The sequence below is a fragment of the Amycolatopsis jiangsuensis genome (assembly GCF_014204865.1).
Lineage (GTDB): Bacteria > Actinomycetota > Actinomycetes > Mycobacteriales > Pseudonocardiaceae > Amycolatopsis > Amycolatopsis jiangsuensis.
On sequence record NZ_JACHMG010000001.1, the window covers coordinates 5345080 to 5365589 of the forward strand.

Sequence of the window (20510 nt, forward strand, 5' to 3'; positions counted from 1 at the left end):
CGCGGGTTCATCCCTGCCGGGCCGGGTGGTGCCGGGCAAGGGTCTGCCGGAGGCCGCGAAGCGCCCTTGCCCGGTGCGGCCCGGTCTGGCTGCCCTTGGGCGCGCCGCGAGGAGGTCACCGGACCGCTCCTCCCCCTGATCTCTGAAGCGGTGTCGGGGTCCGGGGCAGAGCCCCGGAAAGAGGGATTGTGTTGCGACACACCCGGACGCAGGCTTGATTCCACAGTGCGCTGAAGGCATGGTGGTGGTAGTGGACTGAACCGAGCCGATACGTCGGTGTAGGCCCACGCTCACCCCCTGTTAACGCAGGGGGTTTCTTTTAGTTGGGCCAGGACACAATTCCGTTGTGCTCTCCTGTGCCCATTGACCTTGCCAACTGATTAGCTGGTGCATGTCGGGCTCCACCCAACTCGTCCCACATGCCCTCGTGACAGACAGCGAAACGGTGTCGCGGTGGCGGATACAGTCGACGATAAGCTGCGAAAGCTGCGAGGTCAGCCAACTGTACAAAGTACGACTGGTCACTTTGCCGCGGAACCGGATCATCTATGAGTAGCCGTGCAGGGAGCCGGAACCGGCCAGTTCCGAAGGCACTGCCTGCCGTGTTCGCCCTGCGTGCCTTGCGCGCGACACCCCGGATGTTCAACGAGTCACCCTCATCGTGCACCACCATCATGGGGAGGTCGTTGGTCGTGGAGTGTCGCTCGATCCGCTGCAGGAGAAATTCCCACGCGACGTCACGCGGGTTCATGCTTCTCTTCAGAATTAGGTCCTTTCTAACCACCACTGCAAAGACTTTCACCGGTAGCTTCGCGGCCAGGCGCATGTGCTGGCGGTAGATGACCCGTCGTTGCCTCTCTCCCATTTGGAGACGTTTAAGAGGCCCGCCGCCTCTGAGAAGGTAATTAGCCTTGATCTCGTCGCGAACGCGGATACCGAACCTCGCACGGATGAACCTCCGGAAGCCCAGGAAGGCGTCGAAGGCAGCTGGCCAGCGTGCATCTTCGATTAGGACGCACCCAAGTGTGTATGTGCGAGACCCTCCGTAGCCTGCGTCTCCCGACTCGTCGACGTACGCGATCTCCATGCAACGATGATCACACGGCACCGAGCCACCGAGCGAGGTCCGTTCGAGTACTGGTCGCGGGGCGGCTGAAGACGTGCAAGCCCGGGTCGGCGGCCGAAGCGGAGCGGCAGGCCGACCGACCCGGCGGCGCGCTCGCGCGCCGCCCTTGATCCCATAGAGCCAAATTCGGCAATGCAGATCGAGGGACGTATACATCAAGGGCCGACGCCAGGCGACACCGGTAAACCTCCACGATTTGTCGGTAATTTTCCAAGCTTACAGCGAGGTGCGCACCGATGAACACCGGAAGTAACAGTTACAGCGTGCACCCCGATTCACACCGCAGTGATCACCAACCGAGAGAGGCATAGCACCGATGGGACTCAAAGAAGACGTTGAGGCTGGGGTGAAGGGAGTTCTAGCCCCCGCATGGGAAAGACGAAACGGTCAAGTCGTTCCAGAAACAGAAGACATCGCTCTCAAAAACGGCGCAGTCGATATCGACGCTACCTACTTGTATGCCGACATGGCCGACTCCACCGGCCTAGCGCAACGACACAAAGATTCGGCCGTAGCCAAAGTAATCCGATCCTACCTGAATGCCGCAACTCGGATTATCAGGTATCATGGTGGCGCAATCAGAAGCTTCGACGGTGACCGCGTTATGGGGATTTTCATTGGTGACGGTAAAAATTCAACCGCGACGAAGGCCGCCCTGCAGATAACGTGGGCTGTTCAAAGCGTCATCAATCCCGCGCTAAAGGCGAAGTGGACCGACCTCCAATGGGCAATGAAGCATGGAATCGGAATCGACACAGGAAGCGCCATGCTTGTGCGAGGCGGTGTTCACGGTCAGAACGACATTGTGTCTATTGGCAGCGCACCCAATATCGCTGCAAAGTTGAGCGACATTCGTAGTTCACGATCGATTAACATCTCGAAAGCGGTGTACGACAAACTCAACGAGAAGTCTAAATACAGCTCCGGTGTCGACATGTGGACCAAAGAAGGGCAGAAGGAGATTGGTGGAAAGTTGGTGACCTACTACGGCTCGTCATACCACTGGAAGCCCTGATGCGCCGTCGCGTCCATACGCCCCTCAAGGGCACCTCAGCCGATGACGAAAAGCTGCGATTGGCAATAGATTCGGCATGGAAGATTCACGCAACATTGGCCGATTGGACCGGTAAGGTCGACACAAAAGCCTCTTTTTGCTTCGCAGTCGAGTCCGCCGCGCTCGCAACCGTCACCACACTGGCAACAAACGGTAGATTTTTTAGCAATCGAGAACATTGGCTACAAGGATGGGTCTTCGGGGCAGGAATACTTCTCTTAATTCTAGCGTCCCTGTCGGCGGCCATGGTGGTCCGCCCGCGGCTGCGCCGAAAAAAGATGAAAAGTGAATGGAGAGAAAATTACATTTACTTTGGCCACTTGCAACACTGGGACCCAAAACTCCTAGAAGAAACCCTCCGAAAGTCGGAGCCACTTCCTGTACTTGCAGCTCAATTGGTTAACATGAGCAAAATAGCGTGGCGCAAACACCTCATGGTGCAAATTTCGTTGACACTCGGCCTTCTGGGGCTCGGCTTTCTGGGCGTCAGCATCCTCATCTAGCTCGTGTGAAGCTCAGACACGGGAGGCATGGGCGACGACAGCCCACTTGGCGATTCTGCCTAGTACGAGCCTATCCGCGTTGCCCAGGTTTAGTTCGGCAACGGACGACGACAGGATGTTGTTGAGCTTGTAGGCCATCACGGCTGCGTCGTACTCGGGTTCGCCTTGCATGCCGCGGGGGTCGATGAGCTTCCAGCGGTTGCCGGGGCCTGTGAGGACGTTCCAGGGTGAGGCGTCGCCGTGGCAGAGGCCGGGGCGCATGTCTGCGGCGAGGTCGTCGAGGAGTTCGAGAGCGCGGACGCGTTCGGCCTTTGGGGCTACCTGCTCGCCTGCTGGCAGCTCGGTGAGGTTGTCGTCGCTGAGGCGGTCGCGGAGCCAATCGGTGATCAGCGGCAGGTCCGGCGAAGGGGCAGGTTGGCCCACCATCGCTCGGAGGGGACGGGTCAGGGCGTCGAAGTCGAGGGTTGCCGGGTCGGCGTCGGCGAGTGGGGTGCCGGGGGTGACCTGCTCCATGACCGTCCATGAGCCGGTGTCGGTGCTGGTCGTGAGGTGAATCTTGGGGCCTACGTCGAGGCGGCCCAGGGCCTTGGCGACGACGGCTTGTTTGAGGGCTTGCGGGTCGGGTGTGGCTCGGAAGATGAGGGGGCCGCTCGGGCTGGTCGCTGACACGACGAAGGCGTATCGAGCTGGTAGGACGCGCTGGGGTGTGGCCGAGTGCTGGCGGGTCAGTGCGTCGAGTTCGGGGCCGATGGTGGTCAGCCAGGCGTCCGCGCGGTCGGGCCATCGCGCTCGGACGGAGCTGGCGAGGACCTCCGGAACCTTCACGGCACTGCGACCAGCTCGGTCAATACGTCGGTGATCGCGTCGGCTTCGGCGCGGGTGAAGCGCTCGCGCTTGCCTGGTTTATTGGCGTAGCCGATCACGCGGACGCCTGCGGCCTTGGCTGCTTCGACGTCGGTCAGGGAGTCGCCGACGAAGACGCAACGCTCCGCCGGGATCGCGAGTGCTCGCACGGCCTGGTTCAGGAGGTACGGGCTCGGCTTGAGGAGTCCGACATCGGCGTTCTCGCGGGCGGACACGACGTCGACGAGCGGGCGGATGCCGTGAAAGTCGAGGTAGGTGCTGATCGCGGCGGCGCTGTTGTTGCTCACGATCGCCAGCGGCCGGCCGGAAGCGTGCCACGCCTGGATGAGTTCGTGTGCGCCCTCGGTCGTTTCGGCGGTGGTCATGGCCTCAACCTCGTGCGCGGTGAACGCGGCCTCGACGTAGCGGGCGTCGTCCTCGCTGAGGGAGGCGGCGTACTTCAGCACCGCGAACGGGTCGCTGCTGGTGGCCACTGATCCGGGGAAGTCGGTGTGTCCGGCGTCGGCGAGGACGGAGCGGAGCTGATCGGCAACCACGGTGGCGGGAAGTCCGGCGAACACCGAGCACACCGGGCCGTCGAAGTCGAGGAAGAGCGCGGCGGCCTGGTCGAGCAGCTCCGCGGCTGTCATCGCCGGAAATCCTTACCGATGCTCGACCACATGCTCTCGAACCAGGTCCGCGCCTGCTCGACGTACTGCGAACCGGTCGATGTGTCGTCGTCGTTCGCCGAGTGATGGAACAGGATCGCGTCCTTGCCCATGAGGTCGTACATGGCCTCGGTCTGACCGTCGTAGCTGATGACGTGCTCACGCACCGGGTAGAAGCCGAAGAACGCTTCCTCGTCGTTGATCAGGTAGAGCTTGAAGGTCGGCGGCACGTTGTGCACACGGATCTCCGCCGACGCCTCGTTGATCAAGCCCAGGTCCGCTAGCTCGGTGATCGAGTCGACGATCGCGAGCGTGTTGCGGCGCATGATCTCGTCTGCGCGCTTGCGGAAGACCGGGCTGTCGGCGCGCTCGTCCACCGTGACCGGGAGCGTCCACGGTTGCGAAGGGTCGGGCACGAGCAGACGGACCCGGATCGACTCCGGGCGAAGTCGACCGATCCGGATCTTGTCCAGGGGTTCAGCAATGACGCCGTGCAGGGTCTCCCCCGAGAACCCGGCGAAGTCGACTGTCACGTGTTGCGCCTCGAACGCGCGCTCGATGTGCGGCCGTAGGCCGATGGGGCGTTCGGTGCGCTCTCGGACGAAGACGCCGCTGCCTTGGCGAGAGACGATGAGCCCTTCTTCGCGTAGTTCACGCAGGGCGTTCTGAACGGTCATCGGGGCGACGCTGTAGGTCTTCGCCAGCTCGTTCCGCGAGGGCAGCTTGTCGCCGGGGCTGAACTTCTTGGTCAGGATTGCAGCGCGGAGAGCGTTCGCCACCTGCACATATGGCGGCCTCGGGTCGTCCGGGTCGAGTGGCACGACGCTGCCTCGCTTCCTGCGGATCTACTGACTTACTGAGTTACTGACACTCACAGTGTCCCGCATCGCGATACAACCCGTCTAGGCCAGCTAGTCGCCTAGCCTGATTCCCTCTTGCTTGACTTGTCTAGCCAGGCTGGCTAACCTAGGAGGGTCAGCCACGATAGGCAGCGCCGAGCAAGGCGCCGACCAGGAGGAACAGGCAATGGCGGTACCGCGCGGAACGCGCTTCGAGATCCAGCACGACCTCGTGTTTCCGGAGGGAGCAGCGATCGTTGGTCCGGTCACACCGGACATGGAGTACGTCTCCAACGAGGACAAGGCCCGGGGCAAGCAGCCCAAGCAGAAGATCGACGAGCAGACCGGCCTGCCGCAGTGGAAGGTCACGGTGACCGACCCGTCGGCCGAGAAGGATCGGGACAAGTCGGTGACGGTGACCCTGCTCGACCGAGTGCAGCCGGTCCCGCCCCCGGCGGTGATGCAGGGGTTCGACTTCCGTCCCGTGCTCTTCGAGGGCCTGACTGTTGAGCCCCGGGTCATGGGCGAGAAGTTCAAGTACCAGGGATGGGCACTGCGAGCGACCGGAATGCGTGAGCCGAAGGGCGCGACCCGGCCCGCCCAGAACAAGGGTGCTGGCCAGGGCTCCAGTGAGCAGAAGGCCGCCTGATGGCGGGGCGACCGTCGCGTGAGGCGGTCGCTCGGTGGAACACCGCGTATGCCGAGCAGACGACCGCACTGTTCGCCGCGATGCGAGCAGCCGCCGATGACGTGGCGGCAGTGCGGCGTCTCGCTCGGGCATACCACTCAGTCGCCGAGGCGTGGCGAGTCCTCGCGGAGGACTTGGGAGCACCGTTGTGGGCTCGCCACGCGGCATCCGTGGCCGCCGAAGAGTTCGAGCGTAGAGCCCGCCTCGAAGCACGGCGTGCAGATTCCATCCAATCCTGACATTCGAGGGGACAGCCGTGCACAAGATCCCGCACGACTACATGGGCTACGTCTACGAGTGGGTTGCCGACGAAGTTGCCGCTCGCATTGCGTCGGGCGATCTTCCGTTGCTTAGCGCGCTACCGAACGAACGCCGCCTGGCACAGGAATACGGCGTCTCTCTGGGCAGCGCGAGGCGCGCTATCGACGTCCTCCGAAAGCGCGGTCTCGTGACCACGATCCGCGCCAAGGGAACCTTCGTCGTGCAGCGCGAAGCCAGCCGCTGAAGACACGTCCGGACAACGGAGAGGAGGTGATTGCGGTGGCGCACAACGTGCGACGTTACGAGCGCCGGTGGTTCGTCCACCGACGTTGCTGGGTCTGCGGACAGTCGCAGCGGGTCCTGCGCAACAGGATGCGCGTGTGCCGAAGCTGCACCCGCAGAGCGACCGAAGGACTCTGACAGTCCACATACGACGAAAACGCACGTTCCGACGTGCGGCGATGAAGCACGCCCTGATTCGAACCTTCGGAACCGTATGGCGCAGAAGCGGAATGGCTGCCAACCTCTTGCCGCTCCTGCGCTGTCCACACCTGACGGAGTAGACAGTGGAAACGCTAGCCAATGCTGGCGGGCGCGTGTCAAGCGGGGTCACCCGGACGCGCTGCGCCACATGCAAGAAGTTCGCGCGACTCGCTCCCGGGGACAAGGAGTGCGCCACCTGTGCGGGTCGGCTGGATCTCCCGATCACGGCTGAGAAGGCCGGTGGTCGGCGATGAACGCACACACCCTCGGAATCCTGCTGCTCGGTAGTACCGGCCTCGCCGTGGTGGTCTGGGTGCTGCACAAGCTCGGCAAGGCGCTGGCCTCGGTCGCGGAGGCTCTCGCCGCCGCTGCTGTTGTTTTCCTTGCACTGTGGTGGGTTCTCAAGGCCGTGGCCTGGATCTTCAAGGAGATCCTGACCCACCCGCGAACCACGCTTGCTGTGCTCGCGGTCGCCGCCTGGTGCTTCTGGCTCGGCTGGCTGTCGCTCGTCGTGAGCGGTTGCGTGGTCGCTGCGGGACTGCTGACCTGGCGGCGACTCCACCTGGTGTCGTTCGATCAGTGGGCTGGACGCGCGCTGCGTTCGTGGTGGTTCCGGTGGGCGCTCTACATGCCCAAGCTGCCGGAATGGCTGCACGCGTGTGGTCTCAGCGTCAAGGACGACACTGTGCCCGTCGACCTGACGGTGACGCTCGTCGGCCGGAAGAAGATCACACGCGATCAGCAGCGGGCCGGTGTTCGACTGCCCAAGGTCCGGCGTGTGCGGTCCGGTGCGTCGTGGGACGAGGTCCGGGTTGAACTGGTGCCGGGTCAGAAGCCCGAGGACTTCGACGAAGCCGCGCGAGAACTCGCCGTAGCGCGCAAGGTGGCCCGGTGCCAGGTGCGCGAGCTGGCTCCCAACGTCGTGTCCATCGACTTCCAGCGCCGGGACCTCCTCGCCGCTCCGGTGCCGTGCCCGCGGTTCGCCGAACTGGATGCCTCGTCGGTGGATCTTCGGCGGGCTTGGGCAGGCCGCACGGAGTACGGGCAGGACTGGCACCTGCCGCTGTACGGCTCGGGCAGCCACACCCTCACGGCCGGCGCTTCGGGTGCGGGCAAGAACTCGGTGATGTGGTGCCCGCTCGCGTCGATCGCTCCGGCGATCCGGGACGGCCTGGTCCGCGTGACCGGCATCGACCCGAAGGGCATGGAACTCGCCTACGGCCGGGGGATCTTCCATCGGTACGCGGTGACGCCGAAGGACGCGCTCGAAGTCCTGGACGAGCTGGTGGCCGCGATGGACGCGCGAAAGGCCGAGTTCGCGGGACGGGTCCGGACAGTGCCGGTGAGCGTCGAGAACCCACTTGAGCTGGTGGAGTTCGACGAGATCGGCGCGCTCACGAAGTACACCGACCGCAAGACCCGCGAACAGATCATCGAGAAGGTCGCGCTGCTGACCACGCAGGGCCGGGCGCTCGGGTTCACGGTTCGAGGCTACGTGCAGGAGCCGACGAAGGACACGGTTCCGGTGCGCGAGCTGTTCCCCCGCCGCATCTGCCTGCGGGTCACCTCGAAGTCGCACGTCGGGATGGTGCTCGGCGACCAGGCGTACGAGCGGGGCGCGTGGGCGAACAGGATCGGGGAGTCCGAAGCAGGCACCGGTTACGTGTGGGGCGAAGGCATCCGTGAGCCGATGCGCGTCCGAGCCGGATGGGTTCCGGATGAGGCGGTCAAGGCACTTGAAGCGTTCGTGACCGGCGGCGGTGTGCTGGGGGTGGCGGCATGAACGGCCGTTCGGAGCTGCACCGGCTGTTGGGCGCGGTGTGGGGACATCTGGAGGAGCACCGGCTGCCGGAGCCGTGGTCGCTCACCTGCGAGCTGTACCGCGCAGAGGTGCAGGTGCAGATCGGGCCGGGAGCACCGGTGGCCCGGTTGGCGGACCTGCTGGCGTGGGCCTACTCGTTGCAGGAGGCCACGGTGCGGTGGCGGCGCCTTGACATCCGCTCCCTGCACACCACCGTCCACGGACGGACGCGGGCGGGGGTGTGGTTCCGGGTGTTCGGCGGCCTCGACTTCACCGACACCCGGGGCCTGGTGCCCCTCGCCCCCGGGGACACCGAAGTCGCCACCGTGGAAGAGCTGCACGTCTTCCACGACCTCCTCGCCGAACACGAGGTGCAGTTATGAGCACCCGGGCGGAACGGATGCGGCTACCACTGTCGAGCGAGGTCATGAAGGCCACGGCGGAGAAGCACGGCGTGTGTGTCCGGCCGTTCACGATGGAGGTCGGCGACCCCGACACCGGCGAACTCCGCTACGTCGCCGTGCCGTGCGGCTCCACCGTCGAGAGCGTCTGCGGGCCGTGCGCGAAGAAGGCCAAAGCGTTGCGGATGGCCCAGTGCCGGGAGGGCTGGCACCTGACCGAAGAACCCGACTTCTCCCCGGCCCCGCCGAGCAAGGAGCAGAAGGAGTTGATGGAGTTCCGGGCCGACCTGGTGGTGCGGTACCGGGACGCGGTCGAGACCGGGGAGGAGGGCCAGGCCGACGAACTGCGGGAGGAGATCCGGGGAGTCGATGAGGAACTTCGGCAACTCGGCATGCGCGGTCGCCTGCCGTCTCCGGACCTGCCGGGTAAGGCGCCGAAGAAGCGGTCCACCAAGCGGCGGCAGGACGCGCCGAACCTGCCCCGGCGCAAGGTCGCCAAGACCACGCTCGGGCGGGAGTACGCGGGCAGGTTCCGGCCGTCGATGTTCGTCACGCTGACCTGCGACACCTACGGGCGGGTGCGGGAGGACGGCACCCCGGTCGACATGGCGACCTACGACTACCGGCGGGCCGCGCGGGACGCCGTGCACTTCTCCTCGCTGGTGGACCGGTGGTGGCAGAACCTCCGCCGCGTCGTCGGGTGGGACGTGCAGTACTTCGCCACTGTGGAGCCCCAGAAGCGGACTGCGCCGCATCTGCACGCGGCGTTGCGTGGGTCGATCCCGCACGAGGTCATCCGGCAGGTCACCGAGGCCACCTATCACCAGGTGTGGTGGCCCGCGCATGACGAGCTGGTCTACGGCGGGAATCACCTGCCGGTGTGGGACATGCGCACGAAGTCCTTTGTAGACCCGGACACGCGGGAACCGTTGCGGCAGTGGGAGGACGCGATAGAAGAGGTGGAGGAACCCGCGCACGTGGTGACCTTCGGACGGCAGGTGCACTCCAAGGGCATCCTCGGCGGGAGCGAGGAAGCCGGACGGCACATCGGCTACCTGACCAAATACCTCACCAAATCCACCGGGGAGGTGGTCGAGGCCACGAGCGCGAGGCAGCGGGAGCACCACGACCGGCTCCACGCCGAACTGTCAGTCACCCCGTGCTCGCCCCGGTGCGCCGTGTGGCTGCTCTACGGGATTCAGCCGCTCGGAGCGACGAGCCGCATGACTCCGGGCCACTGCAAAGGGCGGGCACATCGGCGGACCACGCTCGGGCTGCCCGGTCGCAGGGTGCTCGTTTCGCGGAAGTGGTCGGGCAAGTCCCTGGCCGATCACCAGGCCGACCGCAAGGCGTTCGTGCGGGACATGCTCGCCGGGGTCGGCATCGTCAAGCCCGAGGAGGACACCTCCCGGCTGATCTGGCGCAAGGTCCAACCCGGCGACCGCGACGCACCACCACGGGCGCACCTGCTCATGCACGCCATCGCCGAACGGATCACCTGGAAGGCCGAGTACGACCGCGCACTACTCGCGGCAGGGCCGCCAGAAACTTCAGCAACTCAGCAGGCGGCCTGATCTACCAGGGGGAGGACAACACCTTGAACACGCACTACCTGAATGTCGAGCAGGCGGCCGAGTACCTGAACACCTCGGTGCGCTTCGTCCGGCGGTTGATCGCTGAGCGGCGGATCGCGTTCCACAAAGTCGGGGCGCATGTGCGGCTGGCGGTCGAAGACCTTGAGGCATTCGTGCGGGCCGGGCGGGTCGAGCCGATCACTCGCGGGTCCGTGCTCCGCGACCTGGGGAGGGCTGCCTGATGACGAACAAGAAGGGGCGCAGGGGTTTCGGCAACATCCGGCGGCGTGAGTCGGGGCGGTGGCAGGCTCGCTATCCCGGGCCGGACGGGCAGATGCGGTCGGCTCCGCACACGTTCGAGAGCAGGCGCGCTGCGGAGCAGTGGTTGTCGATCACCGAAAGTCAGATCCTGCGCGGCGAGTGGACAGACCCCGAGCGAGCGAAGATCAAGCTCGGTGTCTACGCCGAGCAGTGGGTGTCGCAGCGGCCGGGCCTGCGTCCGCGAACGGTGGAGTTGTACCGCTGGCTGCTGCGGAAGCAGATCACGCCACACCTCGGCGGGGTCGAGTTGGGCAGGCTGTCCACCGCGAACATCCGCCAGTGGCGTGCTGACCGGCTCGCGGCGGGTGTCTCGGAGTCGGTGACCGCGAAGGCGTACCGGTTGCTGCGGGCGGTGCTGAACACGGCTGCCGAAGAGGACAAGATCATCCAGCGCAACCCCTGCCGGGTACGCGGCGCCGACCGCGAGAACCCGGAAGAACGGCCGGTCCTCTCCGTCGCCCAGGTCTTCGATCTGGCCGGGAAGATGCCGGAGCGGCTCCGTGCACTCGTCCTGTTGGCGGCCTTCGGCTCGCTCCGGTGGGGTGAGGTCACGGCTCTGCGCCGCTGCGATGTTGCGGAGGACGGGAGCTGGGTCCGTGTCTCGCGTGCCCTGGTCGAGGTTCCAGGGCACGGGCTGGTCGCCGGGCCTCCGAAGTCACGCGCAGGCGTCCGCACCGTGATCATTCCGGCCGCCGTCCGGCCGGAGGTGGTCAAGCACCTGAAGACCTACGTGAAGGCCGACCCGCTGGCGCTGCTGTTCACGGGCGAGCGGTCGGGGACGGCGATCCGGCGGCCGAACTTCAGTCAGCGGACTCGCTGGACGGAGGTGGTGGCAAACATGGGCCTCAAGGGCCTGCACTTCCACGACCTGCGGCACGCGGGCAACATCTGGGCGTCCAAAGCCGGTACCTCGACCAAGGACCTCATGGCGCGCATGGGGCATGACGACATGCGAGCCGCCCTGATCTACCAGCGGGCGACCAGCGACGCCGACGAGCGGATCGCCGACCGGCTGTCGAAGCTCGTCGACGAGCACCGCAGGGGCGGTGAGGATGACGAGGGAGAGCCCGGCTCGCTCGCCCCGGTGACGTAATGGCCCGCTAATGGCCCGGCGGCCGGGTTGACCCACGAACGACGAAGGCCCAGGACCAGAGGAACCACCCTCTGACCTGGGCCTTCGCGCGAAGAGCGGATGACGGGAATCGAACCCGCGTATTCAGCTTGGGAAGCTGATGTTCTACCATTGAACTACATCCGCGATGCCTCGTCAGCCTACACAACCCCGGAGCGTCTGTGTCCACTGGGTTTGGGTTGACGGTGCCGCCGGCAAGTGACAACACTTGTTGTCGGTCTGCAGGTGTCAGGAGGTGGGGCGGCGATGGATGCTCCGGTGTTGTTCCGGCAGGGCGGGTTCGGGCTGGTGGCCCGGGTGCGGGGGCTTGACGCGGTCCGGGCGGACGAGGTGCAGATCGCGCGGCTCAGGGAGTTCGCGCAGGGGCAGGACGAGCTCGCGGACGCCGTCGTCGGGTGGTTGCGCCGGGATCGCGGTGGGCAGGAGCTGGTGGACCGCGCGCTGGCTGAGGGGATCGACAGCGTCGAAGGGGCGCCGGACGTTCTGCGGGCCTTCTTCGCCCACGCCGAGGCCACGCCGTACTGGGTGGACGGGCCGCGGCTCGAACGTGGAGCGCGGGCGGTCACGCGGGCCGGGCTGCTCGGGCTCTTTCCGCTCGGTGATCTGTCGCTGATGGGTGGCTACTTCGCTTCGCGGGCCACGAAATCGCTGGTCGGCACCGGGGAGATCGAGCATCGCACGGTCCACCGGCTGCTGGAGACGGCCGCCTGGTGGATCGACGTGACCACGCCCGGTGCGCTGACCCGGGGCGGCAGCGGCTACCAGGCCGCGTTGCGCATCCGGCTCGTGCACGCGCACGTCCGGCACGCGATGAACCGCCGGACCGACTGGGATTACGCACGCTGGGACCGCCCGGTCAACCACGTCCAGACCGCGGGCACGCTCCTGCTGTTCTCCCTGGTCTACGTGGCCGGCACCGAGCTGCTCGGCCTGCGGTATTCGGCGCGGGAGAAGGCCGACGTCCTGCATCTCTGGCGTTACCTCGGCTGGCTGATGGGCGTGCCCGCCGAACTGCTGCCCGCCGGCGAGGACGACGCGTGGCGGCTGCTGTGGCTGCTCGCCACCACCGAGTTCATCCCGGACGAGGACACCAAGCGCCTGGCCAAATCCCTCCTGGACAGCCACGAGGCGATCGGCGAGGGCCGAGGCGTACCGGGAAAACTGCTGGCGCATGTGAACGTCCGGGTGCACGCCTCGATCAGCCGCCTCGTGCTAGGGCGCGACAACGCCGACTACCTGGACCTGCCGGACGATCCGCTGGCCAAGGCGGCCGTCGTCGCCGGCGCGGGGGCGAACTTCGTCGCCGAGACCCTGCGCCCGTTCGTCCCGGGCGCGACCACGCTGCAGGAACTCCTCGGCGGCCTCGGCCGGCGCCGGTACCGGCAACGGCTCGGGCAGCTGATCGAACGAACGGCCTGAGGAGTGGCCCGGACGAGGGACACCCGCGAGTACCGCCCGGCCGCCCGATACGCTTCGTCCGTGCTGCTCAGTGACCGTGACCTCCGCAAAGAGCTCGACGCCGGCCGGCTCGGCATCGACCCGTTCGACACCGGCATGGTCCAGCCGTCCAGCATCGACGTCCGGCTCGACCGGTTCTTCCGGGTGTTCGACAACAGCAAGTACACCCACATCGACCCGCAGCTGCAGCAGGACGAGCTGACCTCGCTGGTCGAAAAGGAGGGGGACGAGCCGTTCGTGCTGCACCCCGGCGAGTTCGTGCTCGGCGCGACCTTCGAACAGGTCCGCCTCGCCGACGACCTCGCGGGCCGGCTCGAGGGCAAGTCCTCACTCGGCCGGCTCGGGCTGCTGACGCACTCCACCGCGGGCTTCATCGACCCCGGCTTCTCCGGGCACATCACGCTCGAGCTGTCGAACGTCGCCAACCTGCCGATCACCCTGTGGCCGGGAATGAAGATCGGCCAGCTGTGCATTTTCCGGCTCTCCAGCGCGGCCGAATTCCCGTACGGCTCGAAGCAGGCCGGCTCCCGCTACCAGGGCCAGCGCGGTCCCACGCCGAGCCGCGCGTACCAGAACTTCCACCGGGTGGACACCTGGCGGTAGTCCGCCGGACGACCCCTGCGGTGCATGGCCCCGCCGATGGTGGGCAATTCACCGACTCCCCTGAACCGGCAACCCGCCCGGGTGCTCGACGTCACCACGACAGGTGACACCGGCGAAGAACGGGTACTGGTTGGGTTGGAGTAGGTAAGAAAATTTCCCAGGGGAAAGGGCAGGCGCATGTCCGAGCTCGCGTCCGGTGAACGGGCCGGACAGCAGCACCTCGCACACGTCGTGTTCATCGCGGGCGCGGCGGCGGTGGGTGGCTTTCTGTTCGGCTACGACAGTTCCAACATCAACGGCGCGGTGCTCGGCATCCAGAAACACTTCGAGGTCGGCGCGGCCGCCACCGGGCTGACCGTCTCCAGCGCGCTCATCGGGTCGGCGGTCGGAGCCTGGTTCGGGGGGTTGCTGTCCGACCGGATCGGCCGGATCCGCACCATGCAGCTGGCCGCGACGCTGTTCTTCGTCAGCGCGATCGGGGCGATGTTCCCGTTCGGCATCGTGGATCTCGCGTTGTGGCGGGTGGTCGGCGGCATCGCGATCGGCGTCGCCTCGGTCATCGGCCCCGCCTACATCGCCGAGGTCGCCCCGCCCGCCTACCGGGGGCGGCTGGCGAGCCTGCAGCAGCTCGCGATCGTGCTCGGCATCGGGGTGTCCGCGCTGGTCAACTGGATCATCAAGGACCTCGCCCCGCTCGCCGGGGACGGCTCGCACGACCTCAACGGCAGCCTCGGCGGCCTCGAACCCTGGCAGTGGATGCTCGGCGCCGCGGCGGTTCCCGCGATCCTCTACTTCACGCTCGCGTCGATCATCCCGGAATCGCCGCACTACCTGCTGTCGATCGGCAAGACCGAGAAGGCACGCAAGGTGCTCGCCGAGGTCGAGGGCGCCGACCAGGTGGAGGCCAAACTCGCCGACATCACCCGCGGGCTGCGCAGCGAGCGCAAACCGCGGGTGCGTGACCTGCTCGGCGGCCGGTTCGGTCTGCTGCCGATCGTCTGGGTGGGCATCGCGCTCGCGGTGTTCCAGCAGTTCGTCGGCATCAACGTGATCTTCTACTACTCCGACACGCTGTGGCACTCGGTCGGCCAGAACACCGACTCGCTGCTGATCTCCATGGTCAGCCCGGTGATCAACATCCTCGGCACGTTCATCGCGATCGCGTTCATCGACCGGGTCGGGCGCAAGCCGCTGCTGCTGATCGGCTCGGTCGGGATGACGATCGGCCTCGGGGTCGCCGCGGTGGCGTTCGGGCACGCGCAGACCGTGCAGGGCGAGCTGAGCCTGCCCGGCGCGTGGGGGCCGGTCGCGCTGGTGTTCGCCAACGTCTTCGTGTTGTCGTTCGCGTTGTCCTGGGGCGTGATCCTCTGGGTGCTGCTCGGCGAGATCTTCCCGCTGCGCATCCGCAGCGCCGCGCTCGCCCTCGGCACCGCGGCCAACTGGGTGGCGAACTGGCTGGTCACCGTCAGCTTCCCGAGCATGTCCGACTGGAACCTCAGCGCCACCTACTGGATCTACGCGGCCTTCGCGCTGCTGTCGATCCCGTTCGCGCTCAAGTTCGTGCGGGAGACCAAGGGCACGGCGATCGAGGACGTGTCCTGATCGGCGCCGCCTACCGGACCTCGTCGATCGGCCGCTGCCGCACGTCGCCGTAGCGCGCCAGCACGGTCGCGCGCAGCTTCGGATCGGTGCGCGGTACCGGCTCGATGAACACCTCGCGCACGTCGCCGAACTGGCCACTGAGCTCGTCGGCCAGGCGCAGGCAGGCACGTTCGACGTCGGCCGCGCCGAGTGCGTCGTCGAAGTCCACGCGGGCGCAGACCAGGACGTGGTCGGTGCCCATCAGCATGGTCTGCAGGTCGACCAGTGCCTCGATCTCGGGCGCGGCGGCGAGGTGGTCCCGGATGTGCCCCACCAGCCGCGGGTCGGCCTGCCTGCCGATGAGCAGGCCACGGTTGGTGCGTCCGAGCAGGTAGGCCACGAACGCCAGCAGCAGGCCGATCAGGATCGAGGCCAGTCCGTCCCACACCGACGAGCCGGTGAGCTGGTGCAGGCCGATGCCGGCGAACGCGAGCAGCAGGCCGACCAGTGCGGCCGAATCCTCGAAAAGCACGGTCTTCGGCGCCGGATCGTCGATCATCCGCAGGTAGCCGAAGAACGACCGGCCCTCGGCGCGGGAGTCCCGGCGCACCTGCCGCACCGCCTGCAGCCAGGAAGTCCCTTCGAGGAGGAAGCCGATGCCCAGCACGACGTACCCGACGATCGGGTTCGTCTGCTCCTCGGCTTGTCCGAAGACGGTGGTGAACCCTTCGTACAGCGCGAAGACCGCGCCGGAGGCGAAGATCGACACAGCGGCGAGCAGCGACCAGAAGTAGCGCTCCTTGCCGTACCCGAACGGGTGGACCCGGTCGGCCGGGCGCTCGGACCGCTTGAGCGCGGTGAGCAGCAGGACCTCGGTGATCGTGTCGGCGACCGAATGCGCTGCCTCCGACAGCATCGCACCCGATCCGGTGATGATGCCGGCGATCAGCTTCATGACCGCGATGGCCAGGTTCACCCCGCCTGCCAGCACGACGGTCAGGGTGCTTTCGCCGCCCGCGGATTCCTCCTGCTCGCTCACCTGAAGCAGACTAGTCGTACCGGCGGTGAAGGCAGGCGACACAGCGACCGCACCGGACGGGACCCGTCCGGTATGCCGGCTTCGGCGTCCCGGACGCGAACGGCCCTCCCCGGCTCGAGCGGGAAGGGCCGTCGTCAGGTGATGCTCAGTCGTCGCCTTCGGGCAGCGGGGTGCCGGTCGGCTCCTCGTCCGTGGGCACGTCGGGCTGCTCGGACAGCTCGGCGTCCGAACCCTCCGCGTTCTCCAGCGAAGGGGCGCCCGCCGCGACCAGCGCCGGCTCCGGCTTGCGCTTGACCGCCGTGAGCAGCAGCTGCGCGACGTCGACGACCTCGACCTTCTCGCTGGCCTGGCCGTCGCTCTGGCGCGAGGTGACGCCGTCGGTGAGCATCACACGGCAGAACGGGCAGCCGGTGGCGATCTTCGACGGTGCGGTGCCGAGCGCCTCGTCCACGCGCTCGACGTTGATCCGCTTGCCGATCTTCTCCTCCATCCACATCCGCGCACCGCCTGCGCCGCAGCACATCGACCGGTCGCCGTGCCGCGGCATCTCGCGCAGCGCCGCACCGGAGGCTCCGACGAGCTCGCGCGGGGCGTCGTAGACCTTGTTGTGCCGGCCCAGGTAGCACGGGTCGTGGTAGGTGACGTCCTCGGCGACCGGGGCCACCGGGGTCAGGTACTTCTCGCGCACCAGGCGGTTGAGCAGCTGCGTGTGGTGCACGACGTCGAACTGTCCACCCAGCTCCGGGTACTCGTTGGCGAGGGTGTTGAAGCAGTGCGCACAGGTCACCACGACCTTGCGTGCCTTGCGTTCCCGGCCCTCGAACACCGAGTTCAGCACCTCGACGTTCTGCTGGGCGAGCATCTGGAACAGGAACTCGTTGCCCGCACGGCGAGCCGGGTCACCGGTGCAGGACTCCTCCGAGCCCAGCACGGTGTACTTGACGCCCGCGATGTGCAGCAGCTCCGCCACCGCACGGGTGGTCTTCTTCGCGCGGTCCTCGAACGCACCCGCGCAGCCGACCCAGAACAGGTACTCCGCGTCGCCGAGGTCGCCGTCGAACACCGGGACCTCGAAGTCGAGGTCTTCCGTCCACTGCAGCCGGTCCTTGGCGTTCTGGCCCCAGGGGTTGCCCTTGTTCTCCAGGTTCTTGAACATGCCGTTCAGCTCGGTGGGGAACGACGATTCGATCATCACCTGGTAGCGCCGCATGTCCACAATGTGGTCCACGTGCTCGATGTCCACCGGGCACTGCTCGACGCAGGCCCCGCAGGAAGTGCACGACCACAGCACGTCCGGGTCGATCACGCCGCCGTCGTCACCGACGAGCGCCTTCTGCGACTCCGCGATGGCGAGGACGTCGATGCCCGCGTACATGTTGTCGCCGGACAGACCGACCTCGTCGCCCGCCATGTCACGCTTGCCGCCCGCCATCAGGTACGGCGCCTTCGCGTAGGCGTGGTCGCGCAGCTGTGTGATGAGCAGCTTCGGTGACAGCGGCTTGCCGGTGTTCCACGCCGGGCACTGCGACTGGCAACGGCCGCATTCGGTGCAGGTGGAGAAGTCCAGCCAGCCCTTCCAGCTGAAGTCCTCGATCGCACCGGCGCCGAAGGTGTCCTCGTCCGGATCGGCCTCCTCGAGGTCGAGCACCTTGCCCTTGCTCATCATCGGCTTGAGCCGGCCGAGTGCGACGCCGCCGTCCGCCTCGCGCTTGAAGTAGATGTTGAAGAACGCGCTGAACCGGTGCCAGGCGATGCCCATGGTCATCGTGCGCGCGACCACGATCAGCCACACCGTGGCGCTCATCAGCTTGATGAAGGCAAACACCGACACCAGCGCCGCGCTCGAGGGCAGCGCCAGGCTCAGCGGGTTCGACACGAAAGCGGCCCAGGTCGGCGTCTCGTGGACGTTCATGGCGGCCTTCGCGGCCCGCACGCCGATGATGCCGATGCCCTCGACGATCACCACGGCCTCGACGAAGTAGGCCCACTTGAAGTTCGAGCCGGCGAAGCGGGACTGCCGATCGGCGCGGCGCGGGTGGTTCAGCTGGCGGATGACCGACAGCGCGACCCCGCCGACCACCGTGCCGACCCCGAGCAGCTCCATCAGCAGGCTCCACGGTGCCCAGTCCTCCAGCACCGGCCAGCCCCAGGTCGGGACGAACACCTCGCCGTAGGCCTCGAACAGCGCGAGCGACCCGATCAGGAAGCCCCACATGACCATCCAGTGCCACGGCGCGACCTGGCGGAACTTCGCCATCCGGGTGTGCGCCGCGAACTCCTTGACCAGGGTCACCAGCCGGGCCATGAACGGCCCGTTGCGGGTGGGGTCGGCCTGGCCGAGCCGGATCACCCGCACGAAGCGGGCCACGGTCGCGAAGAACATTCCCCAGGCGACGACGCCCAGGAGAACGGAGATCCCCCCGAGTGTCAGCTGTACAGCGCCCATCGTCGGGTGCCTTTCGTCCGGTGTGGTGGTGACCGGTGCGCAAGCGCCGGTTGCGGAGCAGGGTAACGCTTCTTACTGATGGGTAACCGGTTGGACGGCCCCAAGTCCCACCGATGTGGTGCACGCCTCGCTGGCTAGTGGGACGATCGTTCAGGTAGTTTTTCTCTCATGGGTGCCTACTTGTACCTCGCTCTGGCGATCGCCGCAGAAGTGACCGGCACGGTCTCCCTCAAGCTGTCCGAAGGGTTCTCGCGGCTGGTGCCTTCGGTGCTGGTGGTCGTCGGCTACGGCGTGGCGTTCTTCGGGCTCTCGCAGGTGCTGAAGGCGGGCTTGCCGATCGGGGTGGCGTACGCGGTATGGGCGGCCGCCGGCGTCGCGCTGGTCGCGCTGGTGGGTGTGCTGTTCTTCAAGGAGCCGATCAACCTGGCCATGGTCTGCGGGCTCGTGCTGGTGATCGGTGGGGTGGTGCTGATCGAAATGGGAAGCAAGACGTGAAGATCCAGACCGACGGTCGCAAGGTCCGCGGCGAGAAACGGCGTGCGGAAATCATCGAGGCCGCTCTGCGGGTGATCGAACGCGACGGCGTCGCCGGGGTCACGCACCGTACGGTCGCGGCCGAAGCCGGTGTGCCGACCACGTCCACGACGTACCACTTCTCCTCACTGGACGACCTGCTCGTGGCGACGCTGATTTCGTGCGCGCGCGACATGGCGACCGAGGTGTACTGGATGATCGACCGCGCTCGGTCCCGCGGCAGCCGCGGTGCCGAGGAGGTGGCCGGGCTGCTCGCGGAAGCACTCGGGCCTCGGCGCGGCCGCACCATGGCGGAGTACGAGCTGTACCTGTTGGCCGCGCGCAAACCCGAGCTGCGGCCCGCCGCGCGACGCTGGCTGGACGTCCTGACGTCGATGGTCCGGCACGACGACGAGGTCGCCTTCCGGGTGTTCCTCGCCGGCATCGACGGCCTGCTGATCCAGGGCCTGATCGACGACGAACCACCGTCCGCGGAGGAACTCCGCCCGGTCGTGGACTACCTGCTGAAGCCGCGCTGAATTCGGTGGAGTGCGCGGGCCGGGCTGGGTTGCCCAGGGTTCGGCGGCGGGGTCAGCCCTTGTTCTCGTAAATCGCCGTCAGGGTTGCGCGGGCCAGGGTGTGGCCGAACATGGTGAAGCCCAGGAACGCCGGCGTCGCGTCCTCGCCGACTTCCAGGGAGTCCACGTCGAGGGCGTGCACCACGAAGAAGTAGCGGTGCGGGCCGTGGCCGGGGGGCGGGGCCGCGCCGAGGTACTGCTTCACGCCGCCGTCGCACTTCAGGGTCACGGCGGCCTCGGGCAGGCCGGAACCGTACGCGTCCCCCGCTCCGGACGCCAGCGAAGTGACCGAAGCCGGGAGATTGAACACCGCCCAGTGCCAGAAGCCGCTGGCCGTGGGGGCGTCCGGGTCGTACGTGGTCACCGCGAAGCTACGGGTGTCCTCGGGGAAGCCGCTCCAGGACAGCTGGGGCGAACGGTCCTCGCCGCCCGCGCCGAAGATCCCCGAAAGGTGCGGCGTCGCGAGCGTTTCGCCTTCGGCGATGTCGTTGCTGCGAAGGGTGAACGAGGGAACCGACGGCAGGAAGTCGTACGGATTGGGCGGCTGGGGCATGGGTTCCTCCTGATCCACGGGACTCTCCGCCCGCCAGGCTATGAC

Annotated in this window: 21 protein-coding genes and 1 tRNA gene; 14 read left to right on the top strand and 8 right to left on the bottom strand. The window is 66.9% G+C overall.

Features of this window, described 5'->3' with window-relative positions:
- Positions 1 to 319: 319 nt before the first annotated feature.
- A complete protein-coding gene (locus BJY18_RS24110; RefSeq protein WP_184782133.1) occupies positions 320 to 1087 on the bottom strand; it encodes a DUF3800 domain-containing protein in 768 nt (255 codons plus the stop codon).
- A 355-nt stretch (positions 1088 to 1442) separates the two neighbouring features.
- Here BJY18_RS24110 and BJY18_RS24115 point away from each other — a divergent pair, with 355 nt between their 5' ends.
- Both BJY18_RS24115 and BJY18_RS24120 read left to right on the top strand, forming a co-directional pair.
- Positions 1443 to 2141 (top strand): adenylate/guanylate cyclase domain-containing protein, encoded by a 699-nt coding sequence (locus tag BJY18_RS24115; protein WP_184782135.1) that lies wholly within the window; start codon positions 1443 to 1445, stop codon positions 2139 to 2141.
- Positions 2141 to 2683, top strand: a complete 543-nt coding sequence (locus tag BJY18_RS24120) for a Pycsar system effector family protein (protein ID WP_221457940.1) — start codon at positions 2141 to 2143, stop codon at positions 2681 to 2683. Before BJY18_RS24115 ends, BJY18_RS24120 begins: the two co-directional genes overlap by 1 nt.
- Positions 2684 to 2695: 12 nt before the next feature.
- Here the strand turns inward: BJY18_RS24120 and BJY18_RS24125 are convergent, their stop codons facing one another.
- Genes BJY18_RS24125 through BJY18_RS24135 form a run of 3 tightly spaced genes read right to left on the bottom strand, consistent with a single transcriptional unit; the run spans position 2696 to position 4979 of the window.
- Positions 2696 to 3508, bottom strand: coding sequence for a phosphotransferase (locus BJY18_RS24125; RefSeq protein WP_184782137.1), 813 nt, complete (start codon positions 3506 to 3508; stop codon positions 2696 to 2698).
- A complete protein-coding gene (locus BJY18_RS24130; protein ID WP_184782138.1) occupies positions 3505 to 4176 on the bottom strand; it encodes an HAD family hydrolase in 672 nt (223 codons plus the stop codon). The genes BJY18_RS24125 and BJY18_RS24130 overlap by 4 nt, the downstream gene beginning before the upstream one ends.
- Complete coding sequence (locus BJY18_RS24135) at positions 4173 to 4979, bottom strand: GntR family transcriptional regulator (RefSeq protein WP_184784812.1); 807 nt, start codon at positions 4977 to 4979, stop codon at positions 4173 to 4175. The genes BJY18_RS24130 and BJY18_RS24135 overlap by 4 nt, the downstream gene beginning before the upstream one ends.
- Before the next feature lie 241 nt (positions 4980 to 5220).
- Between BJY18_RS24135 and BJY18_RS24140 the strand changes: the two genes are divergently transcribed.
- The 7 genes from BJY18_RS24140 to BJY18_RS24170 all read left to right on the top strand — a co-directional run bounded on the left by BJY18_RS24140 (position 5221) and on the right by BJY18_RS24170 (position 11655).
- Positions 5221 to 5682, top strand: coding sequence for a hypothetical protein (locus BJY18_RS24140; protein WP_184782140.1), 462 nt, complete (start codon positions 5221 to 5223; stop codon positions 5680 to 5682).
- Positions 5683 to 5977: 295 nt separating this feature from the next.
- Complete coding sequence (locus BJY18_RS24145) at positions 5978 to 6226, top strand: GntR family transcriptional regulator (RefSeq protein ID WP_312873942.1); 249 nt, start codon at positions 5978 to 5980, stop codon at positions 6224 to 6226.
- Positions 6227 to 6715: 489 nt separating this feature from the next.
- On the top strand, positions 6716 to 8248 hold the full coding sequence (locus BJY18_RS24150; protein WP_184782141.1) for an FtsK/SpoIIIE domain-containing protein: 1533 nt from the start codon (positions 6716 to 6718) through the stop codon (positions 8246 to 8248).
- Positions 8245 to 8649 (top strand): hypothetical protein, encoded by a 405-nt coding sequence (locus BJY18_RS24155; protein WP_184782143.1) that lies wholly within the window; start codon positions 8245 to 8247, stop codon positions 8647 to 8649. Before BJY18_RS24150 ends, BJY18_RS24155 begins: the two co-directional genes overlap by 4 nt.
- On the top strand, positions 8646 to 10241 hold the full coding sequence (locus BJY18_RS24160; RefSeq protein WP_246458962.1) for a replication initiator: 1596 nt from the start codon (positions 8646 to 8648) through the stop codon (positions 10239 to 10241). Before BJY18_RS24155 ends, BJY18_RS24160 begins: the two co-directional genes overlap by 4 nt.
- 23 nt (positions 10242 to 10264) lie before the next feature.
- Complete coding sequence (locus BJY18_RS24165) at positions 10265 to 10483, top strand: helix-turn-helix domain-containing protein (RefSeq protein ID WP_184782144.1); 219 nt, start codon at positions 10265 to 10267, stop codon at positions 10481 to 10483.
- Positions 10483 to 11655, top strand: coding sequence for a tyrosine-type recombinase/integrase (locus tag BJY18_RS24170; RefSeq protein WP_184782146.1), 1173 nt, complete (start codon positions 10483 to 10485; stop codon positions 11653 to 11655). The genes BJY18_RS24165 and BJY18_RS24170 overlap by 1 nt, the downstream gene beginning before the upstream one ends.
- Before the next feature lie 94 nt (positions 11656 to 11749).
- On the opposite strand, the gene BJY18_RS24175 is transcribed toward BJY18_RS24170, so the two are convergent.
- A tRNA-Gly gene (locus BJY18_RS24175) sits at positions 11750 to 11820 on the bottom strand.
- A 120-nt stretch (positions 11821 to 11940) separates the two neighbouring features.
- Here BJY18_RS24175 and BJY18_RS24180 point away from each other — a divergent pair.
- From BJY18_RS24180 to BJY18_RS24190, 3 genes are all read left to right on the top strand, one after another.
- Positions 11941 to 13113, top strand: a complete 1173-nt coding sequence (locus BJY18_RS24180) for an oxygenase MpaB family protein (protein ID WP_184782148.1) — start codon at positions 11941 to 11943, stop codon at positions 13111 to 13113.
- Positions 13114 to 13173: 60 nt separating this feature from the next.
- Positions 13174 to 13755: a dCTP deaminase gene (dcd, locus tag BJY18_RS24185; protein ID WP_184782149.1), complete on the top strand. Its 582-nt coding sequence runs from the start codon at positions 13174 to 13176 to the stop codon at positions 13753 to 13755.
- Between the two features lie 177 nt (positions 13756 to 13932).
- The gene (locus tag BJY18_RS24190; protein ID WP_184782151.1) at positions 13933 to 15357 is read left to right on the top strand and encodes a sugar porter family MFS transporter; all 1425 of its coding nucleotides are present in this window, start codon (positions 13933 to 13935) and stop codon (positions 15355 to 15357) included.
- A 10-nt stretch (positions 15358 to 15367) separates the two neighbouring features.
- Here the strand turns inward: BJY18_RS24190 and BJY18_RS24195 are convergent, their stop codons facing one another.
- Positions 15368 to 16375 carry a cation diffusion facilitator family transporter gene (locus tag BJY18_RS24195; RefSeq protein WP_184782153.1) on the bottom strand — a complete coding sequence of 336 codons (1008 nt, stop codon included), beginning with the start codon at positions 16373 to 16375 and terminating at the stop codon, positions 15368 to 15370.
- A gap of 145 nt (positions 16376 to 16520) precedes the next feature.
- Positions 16521 to 18821: a (Fe-S)-binding protein gene (locus BJY18_RS24200; RefSeq protein WP_184782155.1), complete on the bottom strand. Its 2301-nt coding sequence runs from the start codon at positions 18819 to 18821 to the stop codon at positions 16521 to 16523.
- A gap of 168 nt (positions 18822 to 18989) precedes the next feature.
- Here BJY18_RS24200 and BJY18_RS24205 point away from each other — a divergent pair, with 168 nt between their 5' ends.
- Positions 18990 to 19316 (top strand): DMT family transporter, encoded by a 327-nt coding sequence (locus BJY18_RS24205; RefSeq protein WP_184782156.1) that lies wholly within the window; start codon positions 18990 to 18992, stop codon positions 19314 to 19316.
- Positions 19313 to 19873 (top strand): TetR/AcrR family transcriptional regulator, encoded by a 561-nt coding sequence (locus BJY18_RS24210; RefSeq protein WP_184782158.1) that lies wholly within the window; start codon positions 19313 to 19315, stop codon positions 19871 to 19873. Before BJY18_RS24205 ends, BJY18_RS24210 begins: the two co-directional genes overlap by 4 nt.
- 52 nt (positions 19874 to 19925) lie before the next feature.
- On the opposite strand, the gene BJY18_RS24215 is transcribed toward BJY18_RS24210, so the two are convergent.
- Positions 19926 to 20465: a YbhB/YbcL family Raf kinase inhibitor-like protein gene (locus BJY18_RS24215; RefSeq protein ID WP_184782160.1), complete on the bottom strand. Its 540-nt coding sequence runs from the start codon at positions 20463 to 20465 to the stop codon at positions 19926 to 19928.
- Between the last annotated feature and the right edge of the window lie 45 nt (positions 20466 to 20510).